This window comes from Nocardioides sp. SRI_004, from assembly GCF_057586415.1.
Window position 1 is genome coordinate 85,145 of record NZ_JBYCZV010000001.1, and the last position, 25,917, is coordinate 111,061.

A 25,917-nucleotide genomic window follows, 5' to 3' on the forward strand; every position below is an offset into this window, starting at 1 on the left:
TCGCACTCGCGACGGCCTGGGGTCTCGTGACGCGTCGCTCAGCCCCTCGCTGCGCTCGGGCCGGAGCCGACGCTCCTCGACCTCCTCGCTGATCGACGGCCCCGCTCGTGCCTCGCGGTGCCGTCGCGCTCGGACTCAGACGTAGCGCTCGAGGATGGTCGACTCGGCGAGCCGGCTGAGGCCCTCGCGCACGCTGCGGGCCCGCAGCTCGCCGACGCCCTCGACGGCCTGGAGGTCGTCGATGCCCGCGGAGAGCAGCTTCTGCAGGGTGCCGAAGTGGTCGACGAGGCCTTCGACGACGTTGGACGGCAGCCGGGGGACCTTGGTGAGCAGGCGGTAGCCGCGCGGGGCGACGGCGCCGTCGAGGTGCTCGCCCGTGCCGATGCCGAGCACCTTGGCGACGGCGGAGGGGTCGACCAGGTCGGTGGCGGAGAGCTGCTCGAGCTTGCCGAGGAGCTCCAGGGGGTCGCGGCTGCGGCGCCGGGACGGGACGTAGTCGCGGATCACGAGCTCGCGCTCGGTGTCGACGCCGGTGACCAGCTCCTCGAGCTGGAGGGCGAGCAGGCGGCCGTCGGTGCCGAGCTCGAGGACGTAGTCCTCGATCTCGCGGGCGATCCGGGTGACCATCTCGAGCCGCTGCGCGACGACCGCGACGTCGCGGACCGTGACGAGGTCCTCGATCTCCAGGGCCGACAGCGTGCTCGACACCTCGTCGAGGCGGAGCTTGTAGCGCTCGAGGGTCGCCAGCGCCTGGTTGGCACGGGACAGGATCTGGCCGGAGTCCTCCAGCACGTGGCGGGTCTCGCCGACGTAGGCGGCGATGATCTGCATCGACTGCGAGACCGAGATGACCGGGTGGCCGGTCTGCTTGGCCACGCGGTCGGCGGTGCGGTGGCGGGTGCCGGTCTCCTCGGAGGGGATCGACTGGTCGGGCATCAGGTGCACGGCCGCGCGCGCGATCCGGGTGAGGCTGCTGTCGACGATGATCGCGCCGTCCATCTTGGCCAGCTCACGCAGGCCGGTGGCCGTGAACGGCACGTCGAGCTCGAAGCCGCCGGTGCACAGGCTGTCGACCAGCCGGTCCTGGCCGATGACGATCAGCGCGCCGGTGCGGCCGCGCAGGATGCGCTCCAGCCCGTCGCGCAGGGGCGTCCCGGGGGCGATGGACGCAAGGGTCTCGCGAAGTCGGGGATCGGCCGACGTGACCACCTGCGCTCCTCACTCTGGTTGGACGGACGCTCGTACCTTATCCGCGCAGGCGGCGCGCCATGCCTGAATATCGGTGCAAGGACCCGGGTGATCCGTCCTATTCGGCGCCCTCGACCACCTCCAGGGCGTGCTTGGTGCGCCGGTCGAGGTTGAGCAGGCGCAGGGCCGACAGCACGTCGGGGGCCTCGATCACGCGCATCCCGTCGATGTCGCGGTCACGGGCCGGACCCCGCTGGCCCTGCGCCTTGCCGGGATCGGCGGGCACCACGGCCATCTCGAAGCCCAACCGGGCGGCCTCCGCGAGGCGCTGGGGCAGGTCGCGCACCCGGCGCAGCTCGCCCGACAGGCCGATCTCGCCCATCGCGACCACGCCGGCCGGTGGCGCGCTGACGAAGGTCGACGAGGCCAGCGCGACGGCGAGCGCGAGGTCGCTGCCCGGGTCGGTGAGCCGGGCGCCGCCCACCGTGGAGGCGAACACGTCGTGCTGGTGGAGCTTGATGCCGCAGTGCTGCTGGAGCACGGCGAGGATCATCGCGAGCCGCGAGGAGTCCAGCCCGGACGTCGTACGACGGGGGCGCTCGGCCGGCGAGAGGGTGACCAGTGACTGCACCTCGGCCAGGAGCGGGCGGCGGCCCTCCATGGTGACCGCGATGCACGTCCCGGGGACGCGGCCGTGGTGGCGCTCGGTGAAGAGGCCGGTCGGGTCGTCGACGGCGCGGATGCCGTCGGGGCCGAGGTCGAAGCAGCCGACCTCGTCGACCGGGCCGAAGCGGTTCTTGACCGCGCGGACCATCCGGAAGCGGGAGTCGCGCGAGCCCTCGAAGTGCAGCACGACGTCGACGAGGTGCTCGAGCACCCGCGGCCCGGCGATCCCGCCGTCCTTCGTCACGTGGCCGATCATCACCACGGTGATGTCGCGGCTCTTGGCCATCCGCACCAGCGCCTGGGCGACCTCCTTGACCTGGGTGACGCCGCCGGGCACCCCGTCGACCTCGGCCGCGCCGATGGTCTGCACCGAGTCGACGACCACCATGCGGGGGCGGACCTGCTCGATGTGCGTGAGCACGGCGCCGAGGTCGGTCTCGGCCGCCAGGTAGAGCTCGTCGTGGACGGCGTCCGTCCGGTCGGCCCGCAGCCGGACCTGGGCCGCCGACTCCTCGCCGGTGACGTAGAGCGTGCGCTGCGAGCGCTGCGCCGTGCGGGCCGCGACCTCGAGGAGCAATGTCGACTTGCCGACACCGGGCTCGCCGGCGAGGAGCACCGCCGCGCCGGGGACCAGGCCGCCGCCGAGGACCCGGTCGAGCTCGGGGACGCCGGAGGCCACGTGGATGGCGTGGTCGGCCGGGACCTGGCCGATCGGGACCGCCTTGCGCGTCACGGGCGCGGCCGTCGTACGGCTCGTCGTCGCGCCGCCCGCGGCGGCGACCTCCTCGACCGAACCCCACGCCTGGCACTCGCCGCACCGGCCCACCCACTTGGCGGTGGTCCAGCCGCACTCGCCGCAGCGGTAGTTCGAACGTGTTTTCGAAGCAGCCATGCTCCGAAGGTAGGGCACCCGTCCGACAAATCCACGACCGGACCCGGCGTGGCAGGATCTTCGCTGTGGAGAACCCCCGCCCGCCGGCCACCCTGGCCGACGTCGCCGAGCGCGCCGGTGTCTCCCGCCAGACGGTCTCCAACGCGATCAACAACCCGGACCTGCTGCGCCCGGACACCCTCGCGCGGGTCCAGCAGGCGATCGACGGCCTCGGCTACACGCCGAACCAGGCGGCCCGGCACCTGCGCACCCGCTCGTCGCGGCTCGTCGGCCTGCGGCTCACGCCCGCGCAGGAGTTCACCGCCAACATGGCGATGGACCGCTTCGTGCGGGCGCTGGTCGAGGCGGCCCGCGAGGTGGGCTACCACGTGCTGCTCTTCTCGGGCGGCCCGGTCGAGGAGGGCGAGCTCCCCGACCCGCTCGGCGGGTACGACGACCTGTTCCGCTCCACCGCCGTCGACGCGTTCGTGGTCACCGACACCTACCTCGGCAACCCGGTCGCGGTCGAGCTGACCCGCCGCCGGGCGCCGTTCGTGGCCTTCGGCCGTCCGTGGGACGACCCGGTCGCGAGCCACCCGTGGGTCGACGTCGACGGGGCGGCCGGTGTCGCGGCGGCGACCGAGCACGTCCGCGACCTCGGCCACGAGCGGATCGCCTGGCTGGGCTGGGAGCCGGGCTCGCGGATCGGCGAGGACCGCCGCGCCGGCTGGCACCGGGCGATGGTGGCGGCGGGCCTGTCGACGGCCGGCCTGGAGGCCGCGGTCGCCGACACCGTCGACGCCGGCCGGCAGGCCGCGGCGCGGCTCCTGGACACCACCGCCCCCACCGGGTTCGTCTGCGCGTCCGACACCCTCGCGGTCGGCGTCCTGCACACCCTGCGCGAGCGCGGGCTCCACGCCGGACCAGGTCTCCCGGTCGTCGGCTTCGACGACTCGCAGGTCGCGCAGGTGATGGGCCTGACCTCCGTCCGGCAGCCGCTGGAGGAGGTGGCCGTCGAGCTGATCGGCGCCCTGGCCGACCTCCTGGCGCCGACCGAGCGGACAACCCACGGAATTCTTCTCGCTCCGACCCTCGCCATCCGGCAGACCTCCGTGTGAGGATGACGGCCGCAGGAAGACCTGCGCCACATCCCGGGAGGAATCACCCATGTCCTTGCGCAGTTCCCGGCGGCTCCGAGCCGCTGCCCTCTCCGTCGCGACCGGCCTGACCGTGGCCGGCCTGGCGGTGGCCGGAGGCGGAGCCACCGCCGCCCCGGCCGACCCGGTGTCCACGCCGGTGCCGCTCAGCACGCCCGACGGCGTCGTCTCCGCCTACCTGCTCAATGCGGCCAAGGCCAACCCGGGCCAGACCCGGCTCGTCGAGCGGGCGGTCCGTGCGGCGGGCGGCGTGGTCGTCCAGACCTGGCCGCAGATCGGCGTCGTGGTCGCCCACAGCGACCGCGCGGCCTTCCGTGACGACGTACGACGTCTCGCCGGCCACGCGCTGGAGTCGGTCGGCGCCACCCGCTCCGTCCCGGTCACCGAGGGGACGCCCGACGGCCTGCCCGCGCCCTGGGGTCCCGGCAAGGGCCAGGTCCGCAAGGGTGCCGCCGTCGACCGCAGCGAGGACTCGACCGGTGCCGAGGCGACGCTCGCGACCACGGCCGACCCGCGCGGGTCGGAGCAGTGGGACCTCGCGATGATCAAGGCCGACCGGGCCCACGAGATCACCGACGGCTCGCGCGACGTGGTCGTCGGCGTGCTGGACAGCGGCATCGACCCCGACCACCCCGACCTCGTCGCCAACATCGACGTCGAGGACTCCGTCAACTGCACCGACGCCGGCCGCCCGGACACCTCGCCGACCGGCTGGGCGCCGACCACGAGCGACCACGGCACGCACGTCGCGGGCACCATCGGCGCGGCCCGCAACGGCACCGGCATCGTCGGCGTCGCGCCGGGCGTGCGGATGGCGTCGGTGAAGGTCGTCAACGACGACGGCTTCATCTACCCCGAGTACGCCGTCTGCGGCTTCGTGTGGGCCGGCCAGCACGGCATGGACGTCACCAACAACAGCTACTACGTCGACCCGTTCCAGTTCTACTGCGAGGACCAGCCCGACCAGTACGCCGCCAAGGAGGCCGTGCGCCGGGCCGTCGAGTGGTCCACGGACCAGGGCGTCGTGCACGCGGCGGCGGCCGGCAACTCGTCGTACGACCTGGCGAACAAGACGACCGACGCCACCAGCCCGGACGACGGCACGACCGTCGAGCGCACGATCAACAACGCGTGCCAGGACATCCCGACCGAGCTCGACGGCGTGGTGACCGTGTCGTCGCTGGAGCGCTTCCCGGCCGGCACGCTGGAGAACCGCCTCTCGGGCTTCAGCAACCGCGGCCTCGGCGTCATCGACGTCGCGGCTCCCGGCTCGCGGATCCTGTCCACCGTGGTCAAGGACAACGGCTACGGCCTCAAGTCCGGTACGTCGATGGCGTCCCCGCACGTCGCCGGCGTCCTCGCGCTGATGAAGTCGGTCCACCCGGACTGGACCCCCGCGCAGATGGTCGCGAAGCTGCGGGCGCAGGCCGACGACCACGCGTGCGTGGTGGCCACCGCGGGTGCGCCGTGCGTGGGCACCGACGCGGAGAACAGCTACTACGGCGACGGTGTCGTCGACGCGCTGGACGCGGTGCAGTGACCTCGGCTGGGGCGGTCGGTCCGGATCTCCGGGCCGGCCGCCTCAGTGCGTCCTGCTCCAGAGGTTGACCGCGTAGTCGACCTCGAGGCCCTCGTGGTGCCGGACGATCTCGTCGGCGACCTCGGGCTTGAACTCGATCCGCACGACCGCCTCCAGGTCGGCGCGCGACGCGAAGCGCCAGCCCATGTCGACCCGGTCGAGGGTCCAGCCGCGGATGCTCCAGAACCGCTCGGTCTCGGCGGGGGAGTCGAGGTGGGGGTAGCCGCGCCGGAACCACGCGCCGAAGGTCGACCGGGACCCGTCGTTGTCGATGACCAGCGCGGTCCCGCCGGGACGGAGCACCCGGTCGAGCTCGACCAGGCCGGGCTCGCAGCCGCGGCCGAAGAAGTATGCCCATCGCGCGTGCACGACGTCGACCGAGGAGTCCGGCAGCGGGATCTCCTGTGCGGTGCCCAGTCGCACCTCGGCGCCGCTCACCCCGTGGGTGCGGAGCCGCCGCTCGGCCAGCCGGCACAGGCCGGGGTGCGGCTCGACGCCGATCACCCTCGACGCCCGCTCCGCGAAGCGCGGCAGGTGGAAGCCGGTGCCGCAGCCGAGGTCGAGCACGACCCGGTCGGTCCAGTCGGCCCGCGCCTCCATGGCCGCCCAGAGCCGGCCGTCGGGGTCGGCCGCGCGGTTCTCGAGCTCGTAGGTCGCCGTGTGGTGCCAGATGTTCGGGCTGGGGATCGCTCCCACGACCGGCTTCACCGCGGCGAGCTCAGATCCTGACGATGCCGTTCGGCGTGAGGACCTGCGCGGCGAGGATGCCCGGCGTGCCGTGCGGGGCGACCCACTCGACCTTGACGTCCTCCAGCGGCGCCTCGACGGTCTCGCCGAGCCACTCGCTGACCCGCTGCGGGTCGCCGGCGATCTCGATGCCGGCCAGCGACACCGTGCCGTCGGCGCCACGCGAGGGGTGCAGCTCGGCGGGGGTGTCCCACTGCAGGAAGAAGGGCAGCTGCGGGTCGGCGATCAGGCCGTTGATGCCGATCTGCTGCCAGCGCAGCTCGGCACCGTCGGGGCGGTGGCGCGAGCCGGGGACGGCCGAGCGGCCCAGGCGCTGCTCGATGACCGAGATGTCGGGGACCGCGACGGCCCAGCCGAGCCAGCCGCCGCCGAGGGCGGAGCGGGCCTTCACGGCCTGGCCGAAGGGCGCCTTGTCGGACGCCGGGTGGTCGAGTGCCTCGACGACCTCGATGTAGGTGTCGTCGGTCAGCGGGAGGATCATGTTGCGGGTGCCGAAGCGGGGGTGGACACCACCGTCGGTGAAGTCGCGCCCGAGGGCTGAGCCGAGGCGCGCAGCCGTGCTCGCGAGTCCGTCGGGTCCTGCCGCGTAGGAGAGATGATCCAGGCGCATGTCAGACATTCTGAACATGCGCTGAGGAAAGCGGTGAATCGGGGTGGGTTCCTCTTGACGTCGAGAGGTAGTCGTCACCTCGGGTCGGCGGGGTGCAGCGCCAGTGCCGACCGCGAGCGCAGGTGCGCCTCGCAGTGGAGCACCAGGGCGTCGTACCCCTTGCGGCCCATGAGGGCGACCAGCTCGGCCTCGTTGGTGACGTAGACCGGCTCGACGCCGACGTGCGCCTCGGTGTTGCCGGAGCAGTACCAGTCGAGGTCGTGGCCACCCGGCCCCCAGCCGCGGCGGTCGTACTCGGTGATGGTGACCTCGACGTACGACGTGCCGTCCATCCGCTCGACCTCGCGGAAGGTACGACGGATGGGCAGCTGCCAGCACACGTCCGGCTTGGTCTCGAGCGGGTTGCGCCCCTGCTCGAGGGCGAGCCCGTGCAGCGCGCACCCTGCTCCTCCCCCTCCCGACGGGGGAGCGAAGTCGGCGCGGTTGGCGAACACGCACGAGCGCTGGCCGTCGACCTCGTGCATGCGGGTCTTCCGCTCGCCGTCCTCGTCCTTCTCCACCCAGTCGCGCTTCTTGACCTTGCGGCCGGGGTGGTGCTGCCAGTGCTCGGGCGTGAGCTGCTCGACGAACGCCTCGACGCGGCGCTCGTCCTCCTTGTCGGCGAAGTGGGCGCCGAGGGTGCAGCAGCCGACGTCGGGGGAGTCGGCGTAGATGCCGGCGCAGCCGCTGCCGAAGATGCACGTGAAGGACGACGTCAGCCAGGTGAGGTCGCACTTGAGGACCTCGTCCTCGTCGGCGGGGTTGACGAATTCGACCCACGCACGCGGGAAGTCGAGCGACACCTCTGGCACTTGACGATCGTAGTCGGTCGCGTGCACCGGGCGCGCACGGCTGCTAGTACCGTGGACGCATGCGTCTGGGCGTCCTGGACATCGGCTCCAACACCGGTCACCTGCTCGTGGTCGACGCCCATGGTGGCGCCGCCCCGTTGCCGGCCTTCTCCTACAAGGAGCCGCTGCGACTCGCGGAGCACCTCGACGCCAGCGGCGACGTCTCGCCGACGGGGATCGCGGCGCTGTCCGCCTTCACCGCGCAGGCGCTGCGCGTCGCGGAGGAGAAGGGCTGCGAGGAGATGCTGTCGTTCGCGACCTCGGCGGTCCGCGACGCCGGCAACTCCGAGGAGGTGCTGGCCCACGTCGAGCGCGAGACCGGCGTCCGCATCGAGGTGCTGCCCGGTGAGGACGAGGCGCGGCTGACCTTCCTCGCCGTACGCCGCTGGTTCGGCTGGTCCGCCGGCCGGCTCGCGGTCTTCGACATCGGCGGCGGCTCGCTCGAGATCGCGGCCGGCTCGGACGAGCGGCCCGACGTGGCCTGGTCGCTGCCGCTGGGAGCGGCCCGCCTGGCGCGGGCCGACTTCGCGGAGCGGCCCGACGAGGAGCGGCTTCGCCAGATCCGCCGCCGGATCCGCGCCGACATCGCCCGCGATGCCGGCCACCTCCTGCGCGCCGGTACGACGCACCGTGCGTCGGCCACGTCCAAGACCTTCCGCTCGCTCGCCCGCATCTGCGGCGCGGCGCCGTCGGGCGAGGGCCAGCTGGTCCCGCGGGTGCTGCCGCTCGCCGAGCTGCGCCAGTGGATCCCCAAGCTGGTGGCGATGACGCCGGAGGAGCTCGCGGAGCTGCCGGGCGTCTCACCGAGCCGCACCCACCAGATCGTCCCCGGCGCGCTCGTCGCCGAGGCCTGCATGGACATCTTCGACCTGTCCGAGCTCGAGATCTGCCCGTGGGCGCTGCGCGAGGGCGTGATCCTCGAGCGCATCGACAAGCTCAGCGTCAACGACGAGTCATGAGTGCGGGGGCCGGCTCGGGCAACCGGCCGCGGATCGGGCTGTCGTCGAGCTCGGTCTATCCCGAGTCGACGGCGCACGCGTTCTCCTGGGCGGCCGCGATCGGCTACGAGGCCGTCGAGGTGATGGTCGGCATCGACGCCCTCTCCCAGCAGGCCGACGCGGTGCGCCAGCTGTCCGAGCACCACCAGGTCCCGGTCAGCGCGATCCACGCGCCGTGCCTGCTGTTCACCCAGCGGGTCTGGGGCGTCGAGCCCTGGGGCAAGCTCGAGCGGTCCGCCGAGATGGCCCGTGCCGTGGGCGCCGGAGTGGTCGTCGTGCACCCGCCGTTCCGGTGGCAGCGGGAGTACGCTCGCGACTTCGTCAACGGGATCGCGGCGCTGGAGGAGTCGTCGGGCATCGCGTTCGCGGTGGAGAACATGTACCCGTGGCGGGCCTCGCGTCGTCACCTCGAGATGTACCTCCCCGGCTGGGACCCCTCCGAGGAGCCGTACGCGAACACGACCATCGACCTCTCGCACGCCGCCATCGCGCGCGCCGACGTCGTCGCGATGGCCGAGCGGCTGGGGCCGCGGCTGCGCCACGTCCACCTCACCGACGGCACGGACTCGGCCAAGGACGAGCACCTGGTGCCCGGCCGGGGCGACACCGGCGCCGCGGAGTTCCTGCACCACCTGGTGCGCTCCGGCTTCGCCGGCGAGGTCGTGCTGGAGATCAACACCCGTCGCTGCACGACCCGCGAGGAGCGCGAGGCGGACCTGCGCGAGTCGCTGGAGTTCGCGGTCGAGCACCTGTCGGTCGGCGCCGCCGACGGCCAGCCGGTCGGGCCGGGCGCCGAGGGATGACCGCCCAGCCCCGAGGGCGCCGGCGCGGCAACCCGGACACTCGCGCCGCGATCCTCGCCGCCGCGCGCGAGCGGTTCGCCGCCTCCGGCTTCGGGGGTACGACGATCCGCTCCATCGCCGGCGCCGCGGGCGTCGACCCAGCGCTGGTCCACCACTACTTCGGCTCCAAGGACGACCTGTTCGTCGCGGCGCTGGAGCTCCCCGTCGACCCGCGGGCGGTGATGGCCCAGCAGGTCGTGGGCCCGCTCGAGGGTGCGGGGGAGCGGCTGCTCCGGGCCCTGCTGGGCGTGTGGGACGACCCGCAGGTGCAGCCGGCGCTGCTGGCGATGGTGCGGCGGCTGGTCGAGCCGGGCGGGGACGCGCTCTTCCGCGAGGGCTTCCTGCCCGTCGTACTCCTCCCGCTGGGGCAGGCGCTGGGGGTGGAACGGCCGGAGCGCCGGATGCCGCTGGTCGCCAGCCAGGTCATCGGGGTGATCCTGCTCCGCTACGTCGTCCGGGCCGCGCCGCTCGCCGACTGGGACGCCGACCTGGTCGTCGCGACCTACGCGCCCGTGCTCGACGGCTTCCTCGCCGGCCCCTTGCCCTGAGCGGCCGACAGGCGCATTATTCATCACATGATGAATTCCGTCGTCGCGATCGACGGGCTCCGCGTCGTGCGCGGCGGGCGCCCGGTCCTCGACGGCCTCGACCTCGCGGTCGGGCCCGGCGTGACCGGCCTGCTCGGCCCGTCCGGCTGCGGCAAGTCCACGCTGCTGCGCAGCGTCGTCGGCGTGCAGCGGGTGGCCGGTGGCACGGTCACCGTCCTCGGCGAGCCGGCCGGGAGCCCGCCCCTGCGCGACCGGGTCGGCTACCAGACCCAGTCCTCCAGCGTGTACGACGACCTGACGGTCTCGGAGAACCTCCGCTTCTTCGCCCGGGTGCTCGGGCGGCCGGCCGCCTCCGTCGAGGAGGCCGTGACGGCGGTCGACCTGACCGGTCACCGCGACCAGGTCGTCGGCCGGCTCAGCGGCGGGCAGCGCTCCCGCGTCGGGCTGGCCGTCGCGCTGCTCGGCAGGCCCGACCTGCTGGTGCTCGACGAGCCGACGGTCGGCCTCGACCCGGTGCTGCGGCGGGACTTGTGGGCGCTCTTCCACCGGATCGCCGGCGCGGGCACGGCCGTCCTCGTCTCGAGCCACGTGATGGACGAGGCCGAGCGTTGCGACCAGCTGCTGCTGATGCGGGAGGGCCGGATCATCGCGCAGGACACCCCGGCGGCGATCAAGGCGCAGGCCGGCACCGACGACGTGGAGGGTGCCTTCCTCGCGCTGGTGGAGCGGGCCGGAGGTGCCGCCGCATGAGCTCTGTCGTCACGCCCCGGGTCACCCTCGCGGTCGCCGCCCGCGTGCTCACCCAGCTGCGTCGCGACCACCGCACGCTGGCGATGCTGCTCGTCCTGCCCTGCCTGCTGCAGGCGCTGCTGTGGTGGATCTTCGAGTCGACGCCGCTGGTCTTCGACCGGATCGGCCCGGCCCTGCTGGCGATCTTCCCGTTCTTCGTGATGTTCCTCGTCACCAGCATCACCACGCTGCGCGAGCGCTCCAGCGGCACGCTGGAGCGGCTGTTCACGATGCCGATGGGCCGCCTCGACTTCCTCTCCGGCTACGCCCTCGCCTTCGGCGCGGTCGCCGCCGTCCAGGCCGCCGTCGCCGCGTCGGTGGCGCTGGTGCTGCTCGACCTCGACGTCCGCGGGCCCGCTGTCCTGCTGGGGGTGGTCGGCGTGGCGGACGCGGTGCTCGGCACCGCCCTCGGCCTCTTCGTCTCGGCCTTCGCGCGCACGGAGTTCCAGGCCGTGCAGTTCCTGCCGGCGATCGTGGTGCCGCAGATCCTCCTGTGCGGACTGCTCGTGCCCCGCGACGACCTGCCACGGGTGCTCGAGGTGGTCTCCGACGGGATGCCGCTGTCCTGGGCGGTCGACGCCATGGAGCAGCTCGCGACCACCAGCGCCACGGGACAGGTGTGGCGCGACATCGCGGTGGTGGCGGGCTTCGCCGTGGCCGCGCTCGCGCTCGGGGCGGCGACCCTGCGGCGTCGTACCGACTGACGGCGCGGCGCCCGCAGGCCGTGGGCCTGCGGGCGCCGGTGCCGCCGTGCCGTGCGTCAGTGCGTCGGCAGCTCGTCGCCGTCCGTCGCGCCGGCCTCCGCCGCGGCCCGCTCCTCGCGTCGTACGGCGATCAGGCTGGTGACCGTGGTGACGGCCAGGACGCCCACGACGACGGCGAGGGAGGTACGGTTGCCGATCCCGGGGACGCCGTCCCACTGGGTCTGGGCCCAGTGCAGGACCAGCTTGACGCCGATGAAGCCGAGGATGACCGACAGGCCGTAGGACAGGTGGACCAGCTTGGCGAGCAGGCCCTCGATCACGAAGTAGAGCGCCCGGAGGCCGAGCAGGGCGAAGGCGTTGGTCGCGAAGACGAGGTACGGGTCGGCGGTGATGCCGTACACGGCGGGCACCGAGTCGACGGCGAAGACGATGTCGGTCATGAACACCGCGACGGTCACCAGGGCCAGCGGGGTCAGGGCGCGACGTCCGGCCTGCTTCACCGTCATCCGCGTGCCCCGGTAGTCCTCGGTGACCGGCCAGAAGCGGCGCAGCACCTTCACCACGCGCATGTCGTTAGGGTCCGGCTCCTCCTCGGCCTCACCGCTGAGGGCGTCCTTGAGCAGCTTCGCGCCGGTGGCCAGCAGGATGACGCCGAAGATGAGGAAGACGAAGGTGAACGCCGACAGCGCGGCCGCGCCGAGCGCGATGAAGATGCCGCGGAGCACCAGCGCCCCGATGATGCCGAACAACAGCACCCGCTGCTGCAGGGCCTTCGGGACGGCGAAGGCGGAGAGCAGCAGCATGAAGACGAACAGGTTGTCGACGCTCAGCGACTTCTCGACGATGTAGCCGGTGTAGTAGCCGACTCCGATCTCGCTCCCGTGGGCCTTGAGCACCCAGACGCCGAACGCGACCGGCAGCGAGATGTAGAACAGCGACCAGAGCGCCGCCTCCCGCATCGACACCTCGTGTGGCTTGCGGGTCGCGAGGAAGTCGAGGGCCAGGAGGCCGATGACGGCGGCGATGGTGAGCGCCCACAGCGTCGGCGTACCGATGCTGTCGAGGCCGGTCGCGACCGTCTCGGTGGCGGCAAAGGGGGTGATGGACACAGGAATCTCCTCGTGCTTGTAGGCACGAGGTCTCCCTCACCGCTCGGCCCACGACGTGGACCGCACGGCCTCCACCCGGGGAACCGGTTGCGGCTCCGTACTGACCGGGGAAGAGTCTCGAGGTACTCCCCTCACCGAGAAGGATACCTGCCCACCCAAGGAGACCGAAGTCGTCGCGCGAGGGACTCCCTCGTCAGGGACCCACCCGCCCCGCCGACCGGCTTCGCCGTAGATTCGGGGGCATGAGACCGGTCCGGGAGGCGCTCCTCCTGCTGTCGCGCAGCGGTGCGGTGAAGGGGCTCGTCTCGACCCTGCCGATCTCGTCGGCGATCGTGCGCGGCTACGTGCCCGGCGAGACGGTGCGTGAGGCGCTCGACGTCGTCGCGACGCTGGCCGCCGAGGGGATCGACACGACGATCGACCACCTCGGCGAGGAGACGCTCGACGAGGCGCAGGCGACCGCGGCCGTGCAGGCCTACCGGATCCTGCTCGACAAGATCGCCGACGCCGGGCTCGGCGGGCGGGCGGAGGTCTCGGTCAAGCTCACCGCGATCGGCCTGCGGCTGCCCGACGGCGAGCGGATCGCGCTCGAGAACGCCCGCAAGATCTGTCGTGCCGCCGCCGGTGCGGGCACCACGGTCACCATCGACATGGAGGACCACACCACGACCGACGCCACGCTCGCGATCGTGCGCGCGCTGCGCGAGGACTTCCCCGGCACGGGCGCCGTGCTGCAGGCCTACCTCCACCGCACCGAGGCCGACTGCCGCTCCCTCGCGTACGACGGCAGCCGGGTCCGCCTCTGCAAGGGCGCCTACGACGAGCCCGCCGAGGTCGCGTTCACCGACCCCGGCGACGTGGACCGCTCCTACGTCCGTTGCCTCAAGGCGCTCTTCGCCGGTGACGGGTACCCGATGGTCGCGACCCACGACCCCCGGCTCATCGAGATCACCGCCGCGCTCGCCAGCCGCTACGGCCGCGCGCCCGGCACCTACGAGTTCCAGATGCTCTACGGCGTGCGGCCGGCCGAGCAGCGTCGGCTGGCCGCCGCCGGCGAGCGGGTCCGTGTCTACCTGCCCTACGGCGCGCAGTGGTACGGCTACCTCGTGCGGCGACTGGCGGAGCGTCCCCGGAACCTGTCACTCTTCCTGACGTCCCTGGTCTCCAAGAAGTGAGCGAGTCACCGCAGTGAGCAAGCGCACCGCCGTCATCGGTGCCGGTGTGATGGGGGAGACGCTGCTCTCCGGCCTCATCCGCGCCGGCCGCAGCGCCGAGGACCTGGTCGTCGTCGAGAAGCGCGAGGAGCGCGCCGCCGAGCTGGCCGCCAAGTACGGCGTCCCGGTGGTCGCCGACGTCGCGGCCGCCGCCGAGGCCGACACCGTGCTGCTGGTCGTCAAGCCGCAGGACATGGCCGACGTGCTCGCCGAGATCGGCCCCGCGCTGCGCCCCGGCCAGCTGCTCGTCTCGCTCGCCGCCGGCATCACCACCTCGTTCATCGAGTCCCGGGTGCCCGCGGGCGTCGCGGTCGTGCGCGTCATGCCCAACACCCCGGCGCTCGTCGACGAGGGCATGGCGGCGATCTCGCCCGGCACCCACTGCGACGAGGGGCACCTCGTCGAGGCCGAGGACCTGCTCACCTCGGTCGGCCACGTGGTGCGCGTGCCCGAGAAGCAGCAGGACGCGGTCACCGCGATCAGCGGCTCCGGCCCCGCCTACATCTTCTTCGTCGTCGAGGCGATGATCGAGGCAGGCGTCCACCTCGGCCTGCCCCGCACGATCGCCCACGAGCTGGCCGTGCAGACCGTCGTCGGCTCGGCCGCGATGCTGCGCGAGACCAACGAGCACCCCGCGGTGCTGCGCGAGCAGGTCACCTCGCCCGGAGGTACGACGGCCGCGGCGCTGCGCGAGCTCGAGGTGCACCGGGTGCGGGCGGCCTTCCTGGCCGCCCTGGAGGCGGCCCGGGACCGGTCCGCCGAGCTCGGCAGCTAGGACCTCGCGAGCGGCGTCAGCTCGCCGCTGCCGCCTGCCAGGCCAGCTCGGCCAGGCCGCGCACGGCCACCACGCCGGGCGGGGTGCGGCGGGCGTCGTACCGTCCGTGGCGGTCGAGCAGCCGCGCCTGAAGGCCGGCCTCGCGCGCGCCGAGCACGTCGTGGCGCAGCGAGTCGCCGACCATCAGGGTGCGTGCCGGGTCGGCGCCGAGGCGCGCGCACGCGGTGAGGTAGGAGCGCGGGTCGGGCTTGGCCGCCGGCAGGCTCGAGGAGGCGAAGACGGGGACGTCGGCGCGCAGGAGTCCGGTGCGGCGCAGCTTCTCGGTCTGGATCGCCTGGTCGCCGTTGGTGAGGATGCCGACCGGGAGCCCGGCGCGCAGGGCGCGCTCGATCGTGGCCGCGGCGTCGGCGAAGGCCCGCCACGCGGCCTGGTAGCAGCCCAGGAAGCCGGCGAAGACGTCGTCGGCCAGGGCGTCGTCGGCCAGGTCCCAGCCGGGCAGGAACTCCCGGATCCGCACCCGGCGCTGCTCGGCGTGGGTCAGCTCGCGGCGCTGGGCGCGCTCGTAGTGGCGCGCCTCGAGCACGAACCACCGCTCGACGAGCTCCTCGAGGGCGGCGGGGGAGTCGGCCAGGCCCAGCCCGGACAGCCACGTCCGCAGGCCGCGGTCGGCCGCGCCGCGGTGGTCCACCAGCGTGTCGTCCAGGTCGAGCAGCAGGGCCTGGATCGTCATGACGAGCAGTCTGCCAGCGACCGCCGACAGCACCACGACGGGATGACAACCGTGTAGTTCACGAGGGTCGGATCCGGCCGGGTCAAGCCGACACGCCGCGCCCCAAAAGTTTCACAGGTCAAACTCTTCCCCACGAGTCACATCCGGCCCTATTCTCACGCAGAGGCGTCCGCAGGGTTCACAGCTGGGGAAGGCGGTGACGGACGCGCAGAAAGCGTGGTTGTCATGGCTCCTACGTCGCGCGAGCGCACCGAGTCCCTCCCAGACCCGAAGTTCCTCACCATCGCCGAGGTCGCCTCGGTGATGCGGGTCTCCAAGATGACGGTCTACCGCCTGGTCCACAACGGAGAGCTCCCCGCGGTGCGGGTCGGCCGCTCGTTCCGGGTCACCGAGGACAACGTCAACGAGTACCTCCGCAAGTCGTTCTACTCCGCCGGCTGACGGCGGTTCGCGGAGCTGCATGAATCCCCGGTCGACCGGGGATTCATGCACTTGTCGGGCGTTGCAACACCTGACAAGTGCTGGAGTTCCCGGTCGACCGGGGATTCATGCAGCAGGCCGCACCGACCGCCGTGATGCGATCTTCATCCCATCGCAGCCGCTGATTCACCGCGCCCCGCGGGGGCCCGATAGGCTGACCCGGAGCTCCGGGGTGTGCCCGGAGCGTCGTAGCACCGTCGGGCGAGCCTCGTCCGACGCTCTGGAGAGGTTCCACGTGGGTTCTGTCATCAAGAAGCGTCGCAAGCGCATGGCGAAGAAGAAGCACCGCAAGCTGCTGAAGAAGACGCGCGTCCAGCGTCGCAAGCTCGGCAAGTAACGCCAGCCTGCCGTCGCCGGTGCGCGCCTCGCGCACCGGCCGCACCCTGAGGAGTCAGCGGATGGGCACCGGTCGCACGGTCCTGGTCACCGGGGTCTCGCGAGACCTCGGCCGGACCTTCGCGCGCACGCTCGCCAATGACCCCGGGGTCGACCGCGTCGTCGGTGTCGACGTGGTCCCGCCGCGAGGCGACCTCGGCGACGTCACCTTCGTGCGTGCCGACATCCGCAACCCGGTGATCGCCAAGGTGATCGCCAAGGAGGACGTCGACACGGTCGTCCACATGAGCGTCATCGCCACGCCCGGCTCCGCCGGCGCGCGCGGCACGATGAAGGAGCTCAACGTCATCGGGACGATGCAGCTCCTCGCGGCCTGCCAGAAGTCCGAGCAGGTCCGCCAGCTCGTGGTGAAGTCCTCGACGACCGCCTACGGCGCGAGCAGCCGCGACCCCGCGATGTTCACCGAGGACATGGAGCCGCGCCGGCCCCCGCGCAGCGGCTACGCCAAGGACGTCAACGAGGTCGAGCGCTACGTGCGCGGCTTCGCGCGACGTCGCCCCGACGCCACGGTCACCCTGCTGCGCTGCGCCAACGTGATCGGGCCCCGCGTGGTGAGCCCCCTGGCGTCGTACTTCCGCCTGCCGGTGATCCCCACCGTCCTCGGCTTCGACCCGCGCCTGCAGTTCCTGCACGAGACCGACCTCAACCGGGTGCTGCGGCACGCGGTGCTGAGCAACGTCCCCGGCACGTTCAACATCGCCGGCGACGGTCTCCTGATGCTCTCCCAGGCCCTGCGCCGGATGGGTCGCACCAGCGTCCCCCTCCCGGGCCCCGCCTTCGGCGGCGTGGGCGGGATCCTCAAGTCGGCGCGGATGGCCGACCTCTCGCCCGAGCTGGTCGCCTTCCTGACCTACGGCCGTGGCGTCGACACGACCCGGATGCGCACCGAACTCGGCTTCGAGCCGACGTACTCGACGGCGGCGGCGTTCGCCGAGTTCGTCGCCACGATCCCGCCGGGCTCCCGCCGCACCGACCGTGTGCTGGGCGCCCTGGCCGACCACCTCCCGCCGGTCGACGACGACCGTCCCGCCCAGCTCACCGTTGCCGGAGGCAAGGATGGCTGACGCCGAGATCATCCCGATCGGTACCCGCGGACGTCCCGGACGCGGCACCGGCACCCGCCCGTCGTCGGCGGCCCGCGGCCTCGCGCCCAAGTCCGGTACGCCGCGCAAGCCCGCCTCGGACGCCCCCGCCACCGCGGACGCCGCGAAGCCCGCGTCGCCGGCCGCGAAGCAGGCGTCCGAGCAGGCCTCGAAGCAGCCGACGGCGCCGCGCCCCGCACCGGCCGCGAAGAAGCCGGCCCCGCGCAAGCAGGCCGCCCCGAAGCCGGTGGCGCCCGCCCCGGAGCCGGTCATCGCGACCGCTTCCCTGCTCGACGGCCTCGGCCAGGACGCGCCGTCGACGGTCCCAGCGGCCCGCACCGAGGAGCGCGGCCTCAGCCCGCTGGCCGGCATCCCCGTCGGCGACTGGCTGGCCGCCTTCCAGCACGCCGCGCGCGAGCTGTTCGGCGACCAGTGGGAGCCGCAGCTCGCCCGCTTCCTGGCCTTCCTGCGCCGGCGCCTGACCGGCGACTACACCGTCGACGAGTACGGCTTCGACGCCGAGGTCACCGAGCGCTTCTTCATGGCGGCGCTGCGCCCGATCGCGCAGAAGTGGTTCCGCATCGAGGTGCGCGGTGTCGAGAACATCCCCACCGAGGGCGGGGCGCTGGTCGTGTCCAACCACTCGGGCACGATCCCGGTCGACGGCCTGATGACGATGGTCTCGATCCACGACCACGCCGGGCGCCACCTGCGCCCGCTCGGCGCCGACCTGGTCTTCCGCCTGCCCGTCGTCGGCTCGCTCGCCCGCAAGGGCGGCGCAACGCTGGCGTGCAACGAGGACGCCGAGCGGATGCTGCGCGGCGGGGAGCTCGTCGGTGTCTGGCCCGAGGGCTTCAAGGGCATCGGCAAGCCGTTCTCGGAGCGCTACAAGCTGCAGCGCTTCGGCCGCGGCGGCTTCGTGTCCGCCGCGCTGCGCACCGGCGTCCCGATCATCCCGCTGTCCGTCGTCGGGGCCGAGGAGATCTACCCCCTCGTCGGCAACATCCCGTCGCTGGCGCGCCTGCTCGGCGTCCCGTACATCCCGATCACGCCGTTCTTCCCGCTCCTCGGCCCGCTCGGCCTCGTGCCGCTCCCGTCGAAGTGGCTGCTGGAGTTCGGCGAGCCGATCCGGACCGACGAGTACGACGACGGCGCGGCCGAGGACCCGATGCTGGTCTTCAACGTGACCGACCAGGTCCGCGAGACGATCCAGCAGACGCTCTACAGCCTGCTGATGCAGCGCGAGAGCGTGTTCAAGTAGCAGGAAGTCCTGCTGCGCGACCCAGCTGGGTCTCGTGACGCGTCGCGATCTCGCTTGCTCCGCCGCGCGAGCTCGCCGACGCTCCTCGACCTTCGGCGGTCATCCGCGCCTTAGCGAGCTCAGGCGCGGAGCGTCACTTCAGCAGGCCGCCGAGGACGCCGCCCAGGCCGTCCAGCACGTTGCCGATGACCGTGTCGGTCGTCGGGGTCGTCGGCTTCGGCCCGGTGGTGGAGCCGCCGCCGAGTCCGCCGGTGATGTCGTCGATCGCGCCGCCGACCTTGTCGGTCAGGTCGTCGACCGGCCCGGTCGTGGTCGGTGCGTCGCTGGGCGCGGCCCCGTCCGTCGACTGCTGCGCGGGCTTGTCGCGCTTCGGCCGGTCCTTCGGCGGGGCGGTCGCCTCGGCCTGGTCGATGACCGGGACGTTCAGCAGGGCGCGGACCTGCTCGAGGGCAGCGATGTCGGGCAGCTCGGCGATCCCGCCGTCGGCGCACGTCGGGCACGCCTCCCATGCCGCCGCGTCGACCTGGCGCACCGTCTGGGTGGCCGTGATCAGCGGCGAGCGCAGCTCCTCGGGCACGAGCGGGCCGAGCGCGCCGAGCACGTCCATGCTGTCGGCGGCGAAGGCGCGGAGGTCGGCGATCCCGTCGGTCTTGCCGGTCTGGGAGAAGTCGTCGAGCGCCAGCTCGGAGGCCTGCGTGGTCTGGTCGGTGAAGTCCTGCAGCGTCGAGGCGATGACGTCGCTGTCGGCGTCGCGGGCCGTGAGCTCCTGGACCTCCTCGAGCCGCGCCTCCGCGTGCGAGAGCAGGGAGTCGGCCTTCCCGGCGTTGTCGGACTGCAGGTTGGTCTGCGCGTTCTCGATCGCCCGCTTGACCGGGTAGAGCACGTCGCCGGGCAGGGAGTCCTGCGCGGCCATCGCCATCGAGCCGGTGGCCGAGACGACTGCGAAGCCGCCGACGAGGGCCGCGATACGGCGCTCCCGGGAGCCGCGACGCTGGCGCGGCGTGAGCCGCGCGGCCAGGTCGTCCTGAGCGACGGCCGGCGCGCGCTCGGCGGCGGCGACCAGCTGCGTGCGCAGCGAGGAGACGAACTCCGGGCGGGCCGTCACGGGGGGCACGGAGCGCAGGGCGGCGACCAGCTCGAGCAGCTCCGCGTGCTCCGCGCCGTCTCCGGCGCGTCCGGAGACCAGCGCGTCGAACTCCTCCGCGCCGCGCGACCAGCCGTTCCCGCGCATCACAACGTCCGTCCTCGTGTCCAGGGGGCCGTGTGGCCCGGAATGCCCTTGCAGACATCCAACGACCTGGGGGCCCGGCTGGTTACGGTCCGAATGACCATGCTGGAGTAGTCCGAATTGACCATCGGTCGCCGCGCCGTCATCGGATCCCCTCCGGCATCAGCTTGGCGAGGTTGCGCACGCCGCGGAGCTGGAGCTGCTTGATCGCCCCGTCGCTGCGGCCGAGGGCGGCCGCCGTCTCGGCGATGCTCATGCCCTGCAGGAAGCGCATGATCAGGCAGTCGCGCTGCTCGTTGGGCAGCTTGGTGAGCGCGTCGAGGAGGATCTCGTTGGTCAGGCTGGCCAGGACGGCGTTCTCCGGGCCCTCGGTCGCGTCGTCGTGCTGGCCCATGTCCTCGGTGGTCAGCTCGAGGCGGGTGCGGCCGGCCTTGAAGTGGTCGGTGGCCAGGTTGCGGGCGATCGTCATCAGCCAGGCGCCGAAGTCCTTGCCCTGCCACCGGAACGACGGCATGTTGCGCAGCGCGCGGAAGAAGGTCTCCGAGCACAGGTCCTCGGCGACCACCACGGAGCGGGTGCGGTAGTAGAGGAAGCGGTAGACCGACGGCTGGTAGTGGTCGTAGAGCAGGCCGAACGCCTCGGCGTCGCCGCCGCGGGCGAGCTCGACGAGCCCGATCAGCCGCTCGCGCTCCTCGGGGGAGTCCTCCGACGAGGTCGCCAGGGTCGAGTCGTTGTAGCCGGAGCCGGCCGAGCCGCGCTCGAAGGAGTCGTCGCGCTCGGCGTGCGCCTCGCTGAGCAGCCAGGCGTCGGTACGACGGCCCGGTGCGGCGGCGTACGGGCCGCCGGCGACCGCGAGGGCCGGGGTGGGCTCCAGGGTGAGCGCAGCGACGACAGCGGCACGCAGGGCGTCCAGCCCGCGCGCGACATCGCTCCGATCCCAGGTCATACCCGGTCCCCTCCCTTGTGCCCCCGCACGGGATCCTACGGCGGATCCTTTCGCAGTGGTACCGGAACGCGATAACCGAGCGACCCGGAAATACGCCCGTGAAGTAGTCATTTCGGACCAGATCCGGTCACGTCGTGACCACATCCGGTGCCACCCCCGGCTCAGCCCAGCCTCTTCTTCACCTGGCGCCGCACGAAGGTGCCGGCGACGGCTGCGCCAGTGGCGGCGGAGCCCACCACGAGGCCGGCCCGTGCGGCCTTGCGCCCGGTGCGGTAGTCCCGGATCCGCCAGCCGTGGGAGCGGGCGTAGGACCGCAGCTTCGGGTCCGGGTTGATCGCGCAGGGATCCCCGACGAGGCTCAGCATCGGCAGGTCGTTCGCGGAGTCGCTGTAGGCCGAGCACGCGGCGAGGTCGAGGCCCTCGCGCTCGGCGAGTGCCTGCACGGCGATCGCCTTGGCGGGCCCGTGGAGCATGTCGCCGACGAGCCTGCCGGTGTAGACCCCGTCGACGTGCTCGGCAACCGTGCCGAGGGCGCCGGTGAGGCCGAGCCGACGGGCGATCAGGTTGGCGATCTCGATGGGCGCCGCCGTGACCAGCCACACCCGCTGCCCCTGGTCGAGGTGCAGCTGGGCGAGGGCGCGCGTGCCCGGCCAGATCCGGTGCGCCATCGCCTCGTCGAAGATCTCCTCGCCGATCTCCTCGAGCTCCTGCACGGTGTGGCCGGCGATGAACGCGAGGGCGGAGTTGCGGGCCTCGGCGACGTGCTCGGGGTCCTCGACGCCGACGAAGCGGAAGTACGCCTGCTTCCACGCTGCGCCGATCAGGTCGCGGGTCGTGAAGAAGTCCCGCCGGTAGAGGCCGCGGGCGAGGTGGAAGATGCTGGCGCCCTGCATGACGGTGTTGTCGACGTCGAAGAAGGCTGCCGCATGGGGGTCCGCCGGCTGCGCCAGCGCGGTCTCGACCTCGGCTGCGGCAGCGGCCGCTTCCCCGGCGAGCTTGGAGCGCTGCTGGAGGTTGAGGCGGCGAGGCCGTTCGGCCGACGATCCCATGGCTCCACTCTAGGGATTCCGTGTTTCCTGCGGGTTCCCGTCCCGCAACCACGCCGTAGGATCGCCCCCATGCCCGAGACGGACCACGCCCGCGTCGCTCCCGACGTGGCGGCGCTGGTCGAGGCCGCGGCCCAGGACCTGCCGGACCGCCTCGCGGTCGTCGAGGCGGGTGGCCGCGGGCTGACCTGGTCGGGCCTGGACGACGAGGTCGACCGGGTCGCCTCAGGCCTGGGCTCCCACGGCATCCTCGCCGGCCACCGGGTGATGATCGCGATGGGCAACCGGATCGAGTTCGTCACGACGTACCTCGGCATCCTGCGCGCTCAGGCGGTCGCGGTCCCGGTCAACCCGGGCTCGACGGTGACCGAGCTCGCCGCGATGCTGGTCGACTCCGGCGCCCGTGCCGTCGTCGTCGACGCCGACACCGTCGACGCGGCCCGCGAGGCCGTCGACCGCACCGAGGTCGTGGCCGCCGCCCGCGACGAGGGCCGTCCGGTGCCGCGCCTGGTCGTCGTCGGCGTCGAGGCGGCCACCGCCGAGATCGGGTACGACGACCTGCGCGCCTCCGACGTCCGGCCGGTGCCGCCGCTGCCGGACCCCGAGAAGCTCGCCGTGCTCCTCTACACCAGCGGCACCTCCGGGCGCCCGCGCGCCGCGATGCTCACGCACCGGGCGCTGCTCGCCAACGTCGAGCAGGTGGCGACGGTCGAGCCGCCGATGATCAGTCCCGACGACGTCGTCCTCGGTGTCCTCCCGCTCTTCCACGTCTACGGCCTCGGAGCCGTCCTCGGCGGCGTGATCCGCCACCGCGCGAAGCTGGTGCTGACCGACCGGTTCGACCCCGAGGGCACCCTCGACCTGATCGAGGACGAGGCGTGCAGCGTGGTCCCGGTCGCACCGCCGGTCTTCGCCGCCTGGCGCGGCGTCGACGCGCTCGCCGAGCGGCTCGGTCCGGTGCGGATGATCCTGTCCGGCTCCGCGCCGCTGTCCGCCGAGGTGGTCGAGGAGTTCACCGCGCTGGTCAAGGTGCCGGTTCACCAGGGCTACGGGCTGACCGAGGCGGCTCCGGTCGTCACGACCACGCTGCTCTCCGCCGACGCGAAGCCCGGCTCGGTGGGCGCCGCGCTGAGCGGCATCGACCTCCGCCTCGTCGATGACGACGGCCACCCGCTCGAGGGTGCCGAGGCCGACGACGCCGGCGAGATCCAGATCCGCGGCCGCAACCTCTTCAGCGGCTACTGGCCCGACGGCGCCGACGGGCCCGGTGCGGACGGCTGGTGGTCCACCGGCGACGTGGGCTTCCTCGACGCCGACGGCGACCTCTTCCTCGTCGACCGGGTCAAGGAGCTGGTCATCGTCTCCGGCTTCAACGTCTACCCGACCGAGGTCGAGGCGGTCGTCGGCCAGGTCGACGGGGTCCGGCAGGTCGCGGTGCTCGGCACGCCCGACGAGCGCACCGGCGAGGCCGTCGTCGCGTACGTCGTCCCGGCGGACGCCGAGGCCGACGCGGACGCCCTCGTGGCAGCGGTCCACGCGCTCGCCGAGGAGCGGCTGGCGCCGTACAAGCGACCGGGGCGGGTCGAGGTGGTCGACGCGCTCCCACGAACCGTCACCGGCAAGATCCGCAAGGGCATGCTGCGCGGCTACGAGCGCCGCAAGGCGCTGGGGATCCTCGAATGACGGAGCAGTCCGCGCAGCCCGCCCGCGTCACCCTCTACGGCCGTCCGGGCTGCCACCTGTGCGACGACGCCCGGGCCGTGATCGAGGCCGTCTGCGCCGAGCTGGGCGAGAGCTACGTCGAGGTCTCGATCGACGACGACCCTGAGCTCGCCGACCGCTTCGCCCACGAGATCCCGGTGACCTTCGTCGACGGCCGGCAGCACGACTTCTGGCGGGTGAGCCCGGACCGGCTGCGCCGTGCCCTCCGCGGGTAGCGCCCGGCCCCCGACTATCCTCTGCGGATCATGCTTCCGCACCTCCATCCGCGACAGCGCCGGATCGGCATCGCGGTCGGTGCGCTGGCCGTTCTCGTGCTGCTCCTGCTGAGCCACTCCTTCGGCCGCGCCGTCCCCACCAACAACTACCGCCCGCTCATCACGACCGACGCGATCGCCAGCGGCTGCTACCCGCTGCCGGGCAACGCACGGCTCGACCTGCCCTACCAGGTGCGGTGGGACGTGGACGTGGAGACCGCGCAGGGGGAGCGGCGGATCCTGCGCGGGCAGTACGACCTGGTGGACCTCGACGAGGCAGTCGAGCGACTGGTCGCGTCCTTCACCGCGGTCGGGTTCGCGCCCGACCCGTCCGAGCATTCCGCCCTGCCGTCGGACGACTCGCTGACGCTGTCCAAGGGCGCAGAGCGCGTCACCATCACCGTGACCGAGCTCCCCGGCACCAGCGCCGAGACCCTCGTCCGCGGCACCTTCGTCCTCGACCTGCCGGTCGCGGAGCCGGCCCGGCCGGACGACCCGGTGTGCGCGGACCCCAAGTCCACCAAGCGCTGGGGGGATCGATGAGCCGCCTGACGACGCTCGCCCACCGGCTGCCCCCGGCCCCGGTCCTGCTCGGCTGGCTGGTCGTCGCGCACGTGCTGCTGAAGGTCGCCCTCTTCCCCGTGGTGATGTCCGCGCCGCCGCACGGCGACGAGCAGGCCTACCTCAACGGCAGCATGGCGCTGTCCAACGCCATCCGCGACCTCTTCTCCTTCACCAGCCCCGACCGGGCCGAGCTCGACCGCAATGTCGTCGCGTCCGGGTGGTTCATGCCCGGCATGTCGATCGTGGTCGCCCCGCTCTACGTCGTGTTCCCCGACGCGGGTCCGGCCCTGGTCCGCGGCTACTGCGGCATCGTGACCCTCGCGCTCTACGTCGTGGCCCTGCGCAGCGTCGTGCGCGTGCTCGGTCACCGCTGGGCGGTCGCCCTGGCCGTCTTCCCCGGCCTGGTGCCGATGTGGGTCTACTTCGGGTACGGCGCCTGGGGCGACCTCAACGCGGGCCTCGTCCTCCTGCTGGTCGTCCTGCGCCTGGTCGAGATGTTCCGCACGCTGCGGCGGGGGGAGGCGCCGACGGTCCGGGACGGACTGGTCCTCGGGCTGCTGTCGGTGGTCACGCTCTACCTCCGCTCGAGCACCTCGGTGCTGCTGGCGGGGCTCGGCGTGGTCGCCCTGGCCACGGCGGTCGTGCTCCTCCGTGGCGCGCCCCGCTGGCGGGCGGTCGGGTCCGCGGCGGTGGCCGGCGTCGTGTTCCTCCTGCTCCTGGCCCCGTGGTCGGCGTACGCGTCGCACGTGCTCGACGCCCGCGTGCTGACGACGACCACGGTCGCCACGTCGAAGGCCAACACCTTCGGTGACCGTGAGCAGGTGTGCTTCGGTCCCTGCGACCCGGACAGCACGCTGTGGTTCCGGCCGTTGCGCTACGCCCGCGAGGTCGGGCGCGCCACCGGGACGAGCGAGGTCGACGTCCTCAAGGAGATGTCCGCCTACGCCCGGCGCGATATGACGATCCACGGCTACCTCGACCAGGTCGGCCACAACCTCGCCGCGTACTCCCTCCAGCCGGCCGTCTTCGTCGACCACGTGGTGCCGGAGGACGAGCGCGGGCCGGCGGGCTCCGCTGCGGCCTGGACCGTGAAGGTGACGACCTGGCTGGTGTACTTCCCGGCCCTGCTGCTGGTCGTCGCGGCACTGCTCTCGGTCGTCCGGCGCAGCCTCGAGGCGCGGCTGGTCGACGTCCTGGTGAAGCTGTGCCTCGGAGCTCTGCTCGTCCAGCCCTTCGTGCACGTCGCCGGTGGGCGCTACTGGACCACGGCCGCACCCTTCTTCGGGCTCGCCGCGGCGACCTTCGTGGTCGAGCGGCTGGTCCGTGCCGGCCGGCTCCCCGCCCCCGCGACGGGAGTCGTCACCGACGGCGATCGCACGGTGGAGCGGTGGCTCAACCGGATCCAGGTCGTGCTGGCAGCCGCGGTCGCGATCGTGGCGGTCGCGGTCCTCGCCGCCGTCGTGCTCTAGTTCGCGTCCGGCATCCGCGGCGGCGGCCCGGCCGCCCATCCACCGAGGACGA

At 72.8% G+C, this 25,917-nt stretch carries 27 protein-coding genes; 17 read left to right on the plus strand and 10 right to left on the minus strand.

Going from position 1 to position 25,917, the window contains the following annotated elements; all coding sequences use genetic code 11:
- Positions 1 to 135 precede the first annotated feature (135 nt).
- Both disA and radA read right to left on the minus strand, forming a co-directional pair.
- The gene (disA, locus tag AC2YHB_RS00450) at positions 136 to 1,209 is read right to left on the minus strand and encodes a DNA integrity scanning diadenylate cyclase DisA (protein WP_036550086.1); all 1,074 of its coding nucleotides are present in this window, start codon (positions 1,207 to 1,209) and stop codon (positions 136 to 138) included.
- 97 nt (positions 1,210 to 1,306) lie between these two features.
- The gene (gene radA, locus AC2YHB_RS00455) at positions 1,307 to 2,746 is read right to left on the minus strand and encodes a DNA repair protein RadA (RefSeq protein WP_036550093.1); all 1,440 of its coding nucleotides are present in this window, start codon (positions 2,744 to 2,746) and stop codon (positions 1,307 to 1,309) included.
- 65 nt (positions 2,747 to 2,811) lie between these two features.
- Between radA and AC2YHB_RS00460 the strand changes: the two genes are divergently transcribed.
- A complete protein-coding gene (locus tag AC2YHB_RS00460; protein ID WP_036550095.1) occupies positions 2,812 to 3,843 on the plus strand; it encodes a LacI family DNA-binding transcriptional regulator in 1,032 nt (343 codons plus the stop codon).
- A 49-nt stretch (positions 3,844 to 3,892) separates the two neighbouring features.
- Entirely contained in the window at positions 3,893 to 5,422 is a 1,530-nt protein-coding gene (locus AC2YHB_RS00465; RefSeq protein WP_487353281.1) for a S8 family peptidase, read from the plus strand.
- Positions 5,423 to 5,464: 42 nt separating this feature from the next.
- Here AC2YHB_RS00465 and AC2YHB_RS00470 read toward each other — a convergent pair whose 3' ends face one another.
- The 3 genes from AC2YHB_RS00470 to AC2YHB_RS00480 all read right to left on the minus strand — a co-directional run bounded on the left by AC2YHB_RS00470 (position 5,465) and on the right by AC2YHB_RS00480 (position 7,669).
- On the minus strand, positions 5,465 to 6,157 hold the full coding sequence (locus AC2YHB_RS00470; protein ID WP_487353282.1) for a class I SAM-dependent methyltransferase: 693 nt from the start codon (positions 6,155 to 6,157) through the stop codon (positions 5,465 to 5,467).
- Positions 6,158 to 6,179: 22 nt separating this feature from the next.
- Complete coding sequence (locus AC2YHB_RS00475) at positions 6,180 to 6,818, minus strand: VOC family protein (protein WP_036550101.1); 639 nt, start codon at positions 6,816 to 6,818, stop codon at positions 6,180 to 6,182.
- 74 nt (positions 6,819 to 6,892) lie between these two features.
- The gene (locus AC2YHB_RS00480; RefSeq protein ID WP_207008500.1) at positions 6,893 to 7,669 is read right to left on the minus strand and encodes a DUF3109 family protein; all 777 of its coding nucleotides are present in this window, start codon (positions 7,667 to 7,669) and stop codon (positions 6,893 to 6,895) included.
- Positions 7,670 to 7,728: 59 nt separating this feature from the next.
- On the opposite strand from AC2YHB_RS00480, the gene AC2YHB_RS00485 reads away from it, so the two are divergent.
- Genes AC2YHB_RS00485 through AC2YHB_RS00505 form a run of 5 tightly spaced genes read left to right on the plus strand, consistent with a single transcriptional unit; the run spans position 7,729 to position 11,589 of the window.
- Complete coding sequence (locus AC2YHB_RS00485) at positions 7,729 to 8,667, plus strand: Ppx/GppA family phosphatase (protein ID WP_036550106.1); 939 nt, start codon at positions 7,729 to 7,731, stop codon at positions 8,665 to 8,667.
- Positions 8,664 to 9,509 (plus strand): sugar phosphate isomerase/epimerase family protein, encoded by an 846-nt coding sequence (locus tag AC2YHB_RS00490; protein ID WP_036550108.1) that lies wholly within the window; start codon positions 8,664 to 8,666, stop codon positions 9,507 to 9,509. Before AC2YHB_RS00485 ends, AC2YHB_RS00490 begins: the two co-directional genes overlap by 4 nt.
- The gene (locus AC2YHB_RS00495; RefSeq protein WP_179649106.1) at positions 9,506 to 10,096 is read left to right on the plus strand and encodes a TetR/AcrR family transcriptional regulator; all 591 of its coding nucleotides are present in this window, start codon (positions 9,506 to 9,508) and stop codon (positions 10,094 to 10,096) included. Before AC2YHB_RS00490 ends, AC2YHB_RS00495 begins: the two co-directional genes overlap by 4 nt.
- A 27-nt stretch (positions 10,097 to 10,123) precedes the next feature.
- The gene (locus tag AC2YHB_RS00500; RefSeq protein ID WP_487353283.1) at positions 10,124 to 10,846 is read left to right on the plus strand and encodes an ABC transporter ATP-binding protein; all 723 of its coding nucleotides are present in this window, start codon (positions 10,124 to 10,126) and stop codon (positions 10,844 to 10,846) included.
- Positions 10,843 to 11,589 (plus strand): ABC transporter permease, encoded by a 747-nt coding sequence (locus AC2YHB_RS00505; RefSeq protein WP_487353284.1) that lies wholly within the window; start codon positions 10,843 to 10,845, stop codon positions 11,587 to 11,589. The genes AC2YHB_RS00500 and AC2YHB_RS00505 overlap by 4 nt, the downstream gene beginning before the upstream one ends.
- 56 nt (positions 11,590 to 11,645) lie before the next feature.
- Here the strand turns inward: AC2YHB_RS00505 and AC2YHB_RS00510 are convergent, their stop codons facing one another.
- Complete coding sequence (locus AC2YHB_RS00510) at positions 11,646 to 12,698, minus strand: TerC/Alx family metal homeostasis membrane protein (protein ID WP_487353285.1); 1,053 nt, start codon at positions 12,696 to 12,698, stop codon at positions 11,646 to 11,648.
- A 242-nt stretch (positions 12,699 to 12,940) separates the two neighbouring features.
- On the opposite strand from AC2YHB_RS00510, the gene AC2YHB_RS00515 reads away from it, so the two are divergent.
- Positions 12,941 to 13,873 carry a proline dehydrogenase family protein gene (locus AC2YHB_RS00515; RefSeq protein WP_179649114.1) on the plus strand — a complete coding sequence of 311 codons (933 nt, stop codon included), beginning with the start codon at positions 12,941 to 12,943 and terminating at the stop codon, positions 13,871 to 13,873.
- A gap of 13 nt (positions 13,874 to 13,886) precedes the next feature.
- A complete protein-coding gene (gene proC / locus AC2YHB_RS00520) occupies positions 13,887 to 14,687 on the plus strand; it encodes a pyrroline-5-carboxylate reductase (protein WP_207008504.1) in 801 nt (266 codons plus the stop codon).
- Between the two features lie 16 nt (positions 14,688 to 14,703).
- Here the strand turns inward: proC and AC2YHB_RS00525 are convergent, their stop codons facing one another.
- Positions 14,704 to 15,417 carry an HAD family hydrolase gene (locus AC2YHB_RS00525; RefSeq protein ID WP_036550624.1) on the minus strand — a complete coding sequence of 238 codons (714 nt, stop codon included), beginning with the start codon at positions 15,415 to 15,417 and terminating at the stop codon, positions 14,704 to 14,706.
- Between the two features lie 225 nt (positions 15,418 to 15,642).
- Between AC2YHB_RS00525 and AC2YHB_RS00530 the strand changes: the two genes are divergently transcribed.
- From AC2YHB_RS00530 to AC2YHB_RS00545, 4 genes are all read left to right on the plus strand, one after another.
- On the plus strand, positions 15,643 to 15,858 hold the full coding sequence (locus AC2YHB_RS00530) for a helix-turn-helix domain-containing protein (RefSeq protein WP_036550118.1): 216 nt from the start codon (positions 15,643 to 15,645) through the stop codon (positions 15,856 to 15,858).
- Positions 15,859 to 16,132: 274 nt separating this feature from the next.
- Positions 16,133 to 16,234, plus strand: a complete 102-nt coding sequence (locus tag AC2YHB_RS00535) for a 30S ribosomal protein bS22 (protein WP_008356322.1) — start codon at positions 16,133 to 16,135, stop codon at positions 16,232 to 16,234.
- 61 nt (positions 16,235 to 16,295) lie between these two features.
- Complete coding sequence (locus tag AC2YHB_RS00540) at positions 16,296 to 17,357, plus strand: NAD-dependent epimerase/dehydratase family protein (protein WP_051932846.1); 1,062 nt, start codon at positions 16,296 to 16,298, stop codon at positions 17,355 to 17,357.
- A complete protein-coding gene (locus tag AC2YHB_RS00545; RefSeq protein WP_179649116.1) occupies positions 17,350 to 18,636 on the plus strand; it encodes a lysophospholipid acyltransferase family protein in 1,287 nt (428 codons plus the stop codon). Before AC2YHB_RS00540 ends, AC2YHB_RS00545 begins: the two co-directional genes overlap by 8 nt.
- Positions 18,637 to 18,769: 133 nt before the next feature.
- Here the strand turns inward: AC2YHB_RS00545 and AC2YHB_RS00550 are convergent, their stop codons facing one another.
- From AC2YHB_RS00550 to AC2YHB_RS00560, 3 genes are all read right to left on the minus strand, one after another.
- Positions 18,770 to 19,867, minus strand: a complete 1,098-nt coding sequence (locus AC2YHB_RS00550; RefSeq protein WP_257027403.1) for a DUF5667 domain-containing protein — start codon at positions 19,865 to 19,867, stop codon at positions 18,770 to 18,772.
- A gap of 139 nt (positions 19,868 to 20,006) precedes the next feature.
- Positions 20,007 to 20,810 (minus strand): sigma-70 family RNA polymerase sigma factor, encoded by an 804-nt coding sequence (locus AC2YHB_RS00555; protein ID WP_036550122.1) that lies wholly within the window; start codon positions 20,808 to 20,810, stop codon positions 20,007 to 20,009.
- A gap of 161 nt (positions 20,811 to 20,971) precedes the next feature.
- Positions 20,972 to 21,859, minus strand: a complete 888-nt coding sequence (locus AC2YHB_RS00560) for an HAD family hydrolase (protein ID WP_179649120.1) — start codon at positions 21,857 to 21,859, stop codon at positions 20,972 to 20,974.
- 69 nt (positions 21,860 to 21,928) lie between these two features.
- On the opposite strand from AC2YHB_RS00560, the gene AC2YHB_RS00565 reads away from it, so the two are divergent.
- The 4 genes from AC2YHB_RS00565 to AC2YHB_RS00580 are packed head-to-tail and all read left to right on the plus strand — an operon-like array spanning position 21,929 to position 25,865.
- Entirely contained in the window at positions 21,929 to 23,539 is a 1,611-nt protein-coding gene (locus tag AC2YHB_RS00565) for a class I adenylate-forming enzyme family protein (protein ID WP_179649122.1), read from the plus strand.
- Positions 23,536 to 23,793: a glutaredoxin family protein gene (locus AC2YHB_RS00570; protein ID WP_036550129.1), complete on the plus strand. Its 258-nt coding sequence runs from the start codon at positions 23,536 to 23,538 to the stop codon at positions 23,791 to 23,793. The genes AC2YHB_RS00565 and AC2YHB_RS00570 overlap by 4 nt, the downstream gene beginning before the upstream one ends.
- A 30-nt stretch (positions 23,794 to 23,823) precedes the next feature.
- The gene (locus AC2YHB_RS00575) at positions 23,824 to 24,375 is read left to right on the plus strand and encodes a hypothetical protein (protein ID WP_487353286.1); all 552 of its coding nucleotides are present in this window, start codon (positions 23,824 to 23,826) and stop codon (positions 24,373 to 24,375) included.
- Positions 24,372 to 25,865 carry a hypothetical protein gene (locus AC2YHB_RS00580; protein WP_179649126.1) on the plus strand — a complete coding sequence of 498 codons (1,494 nt, stop codon included), beginning with the start codon at positions 24,372 to 24,374 and terminating at the stop codon, positions 25,863 to 25,865. Before AC2YHB_RS00575 ends, AC2YHB_RS00580 begins: the two co-directional genes overlap by 4 nt.
- The last annotated feature ends 52 nt before the right edge of the window (positions 25,866 to 25,917 follow it).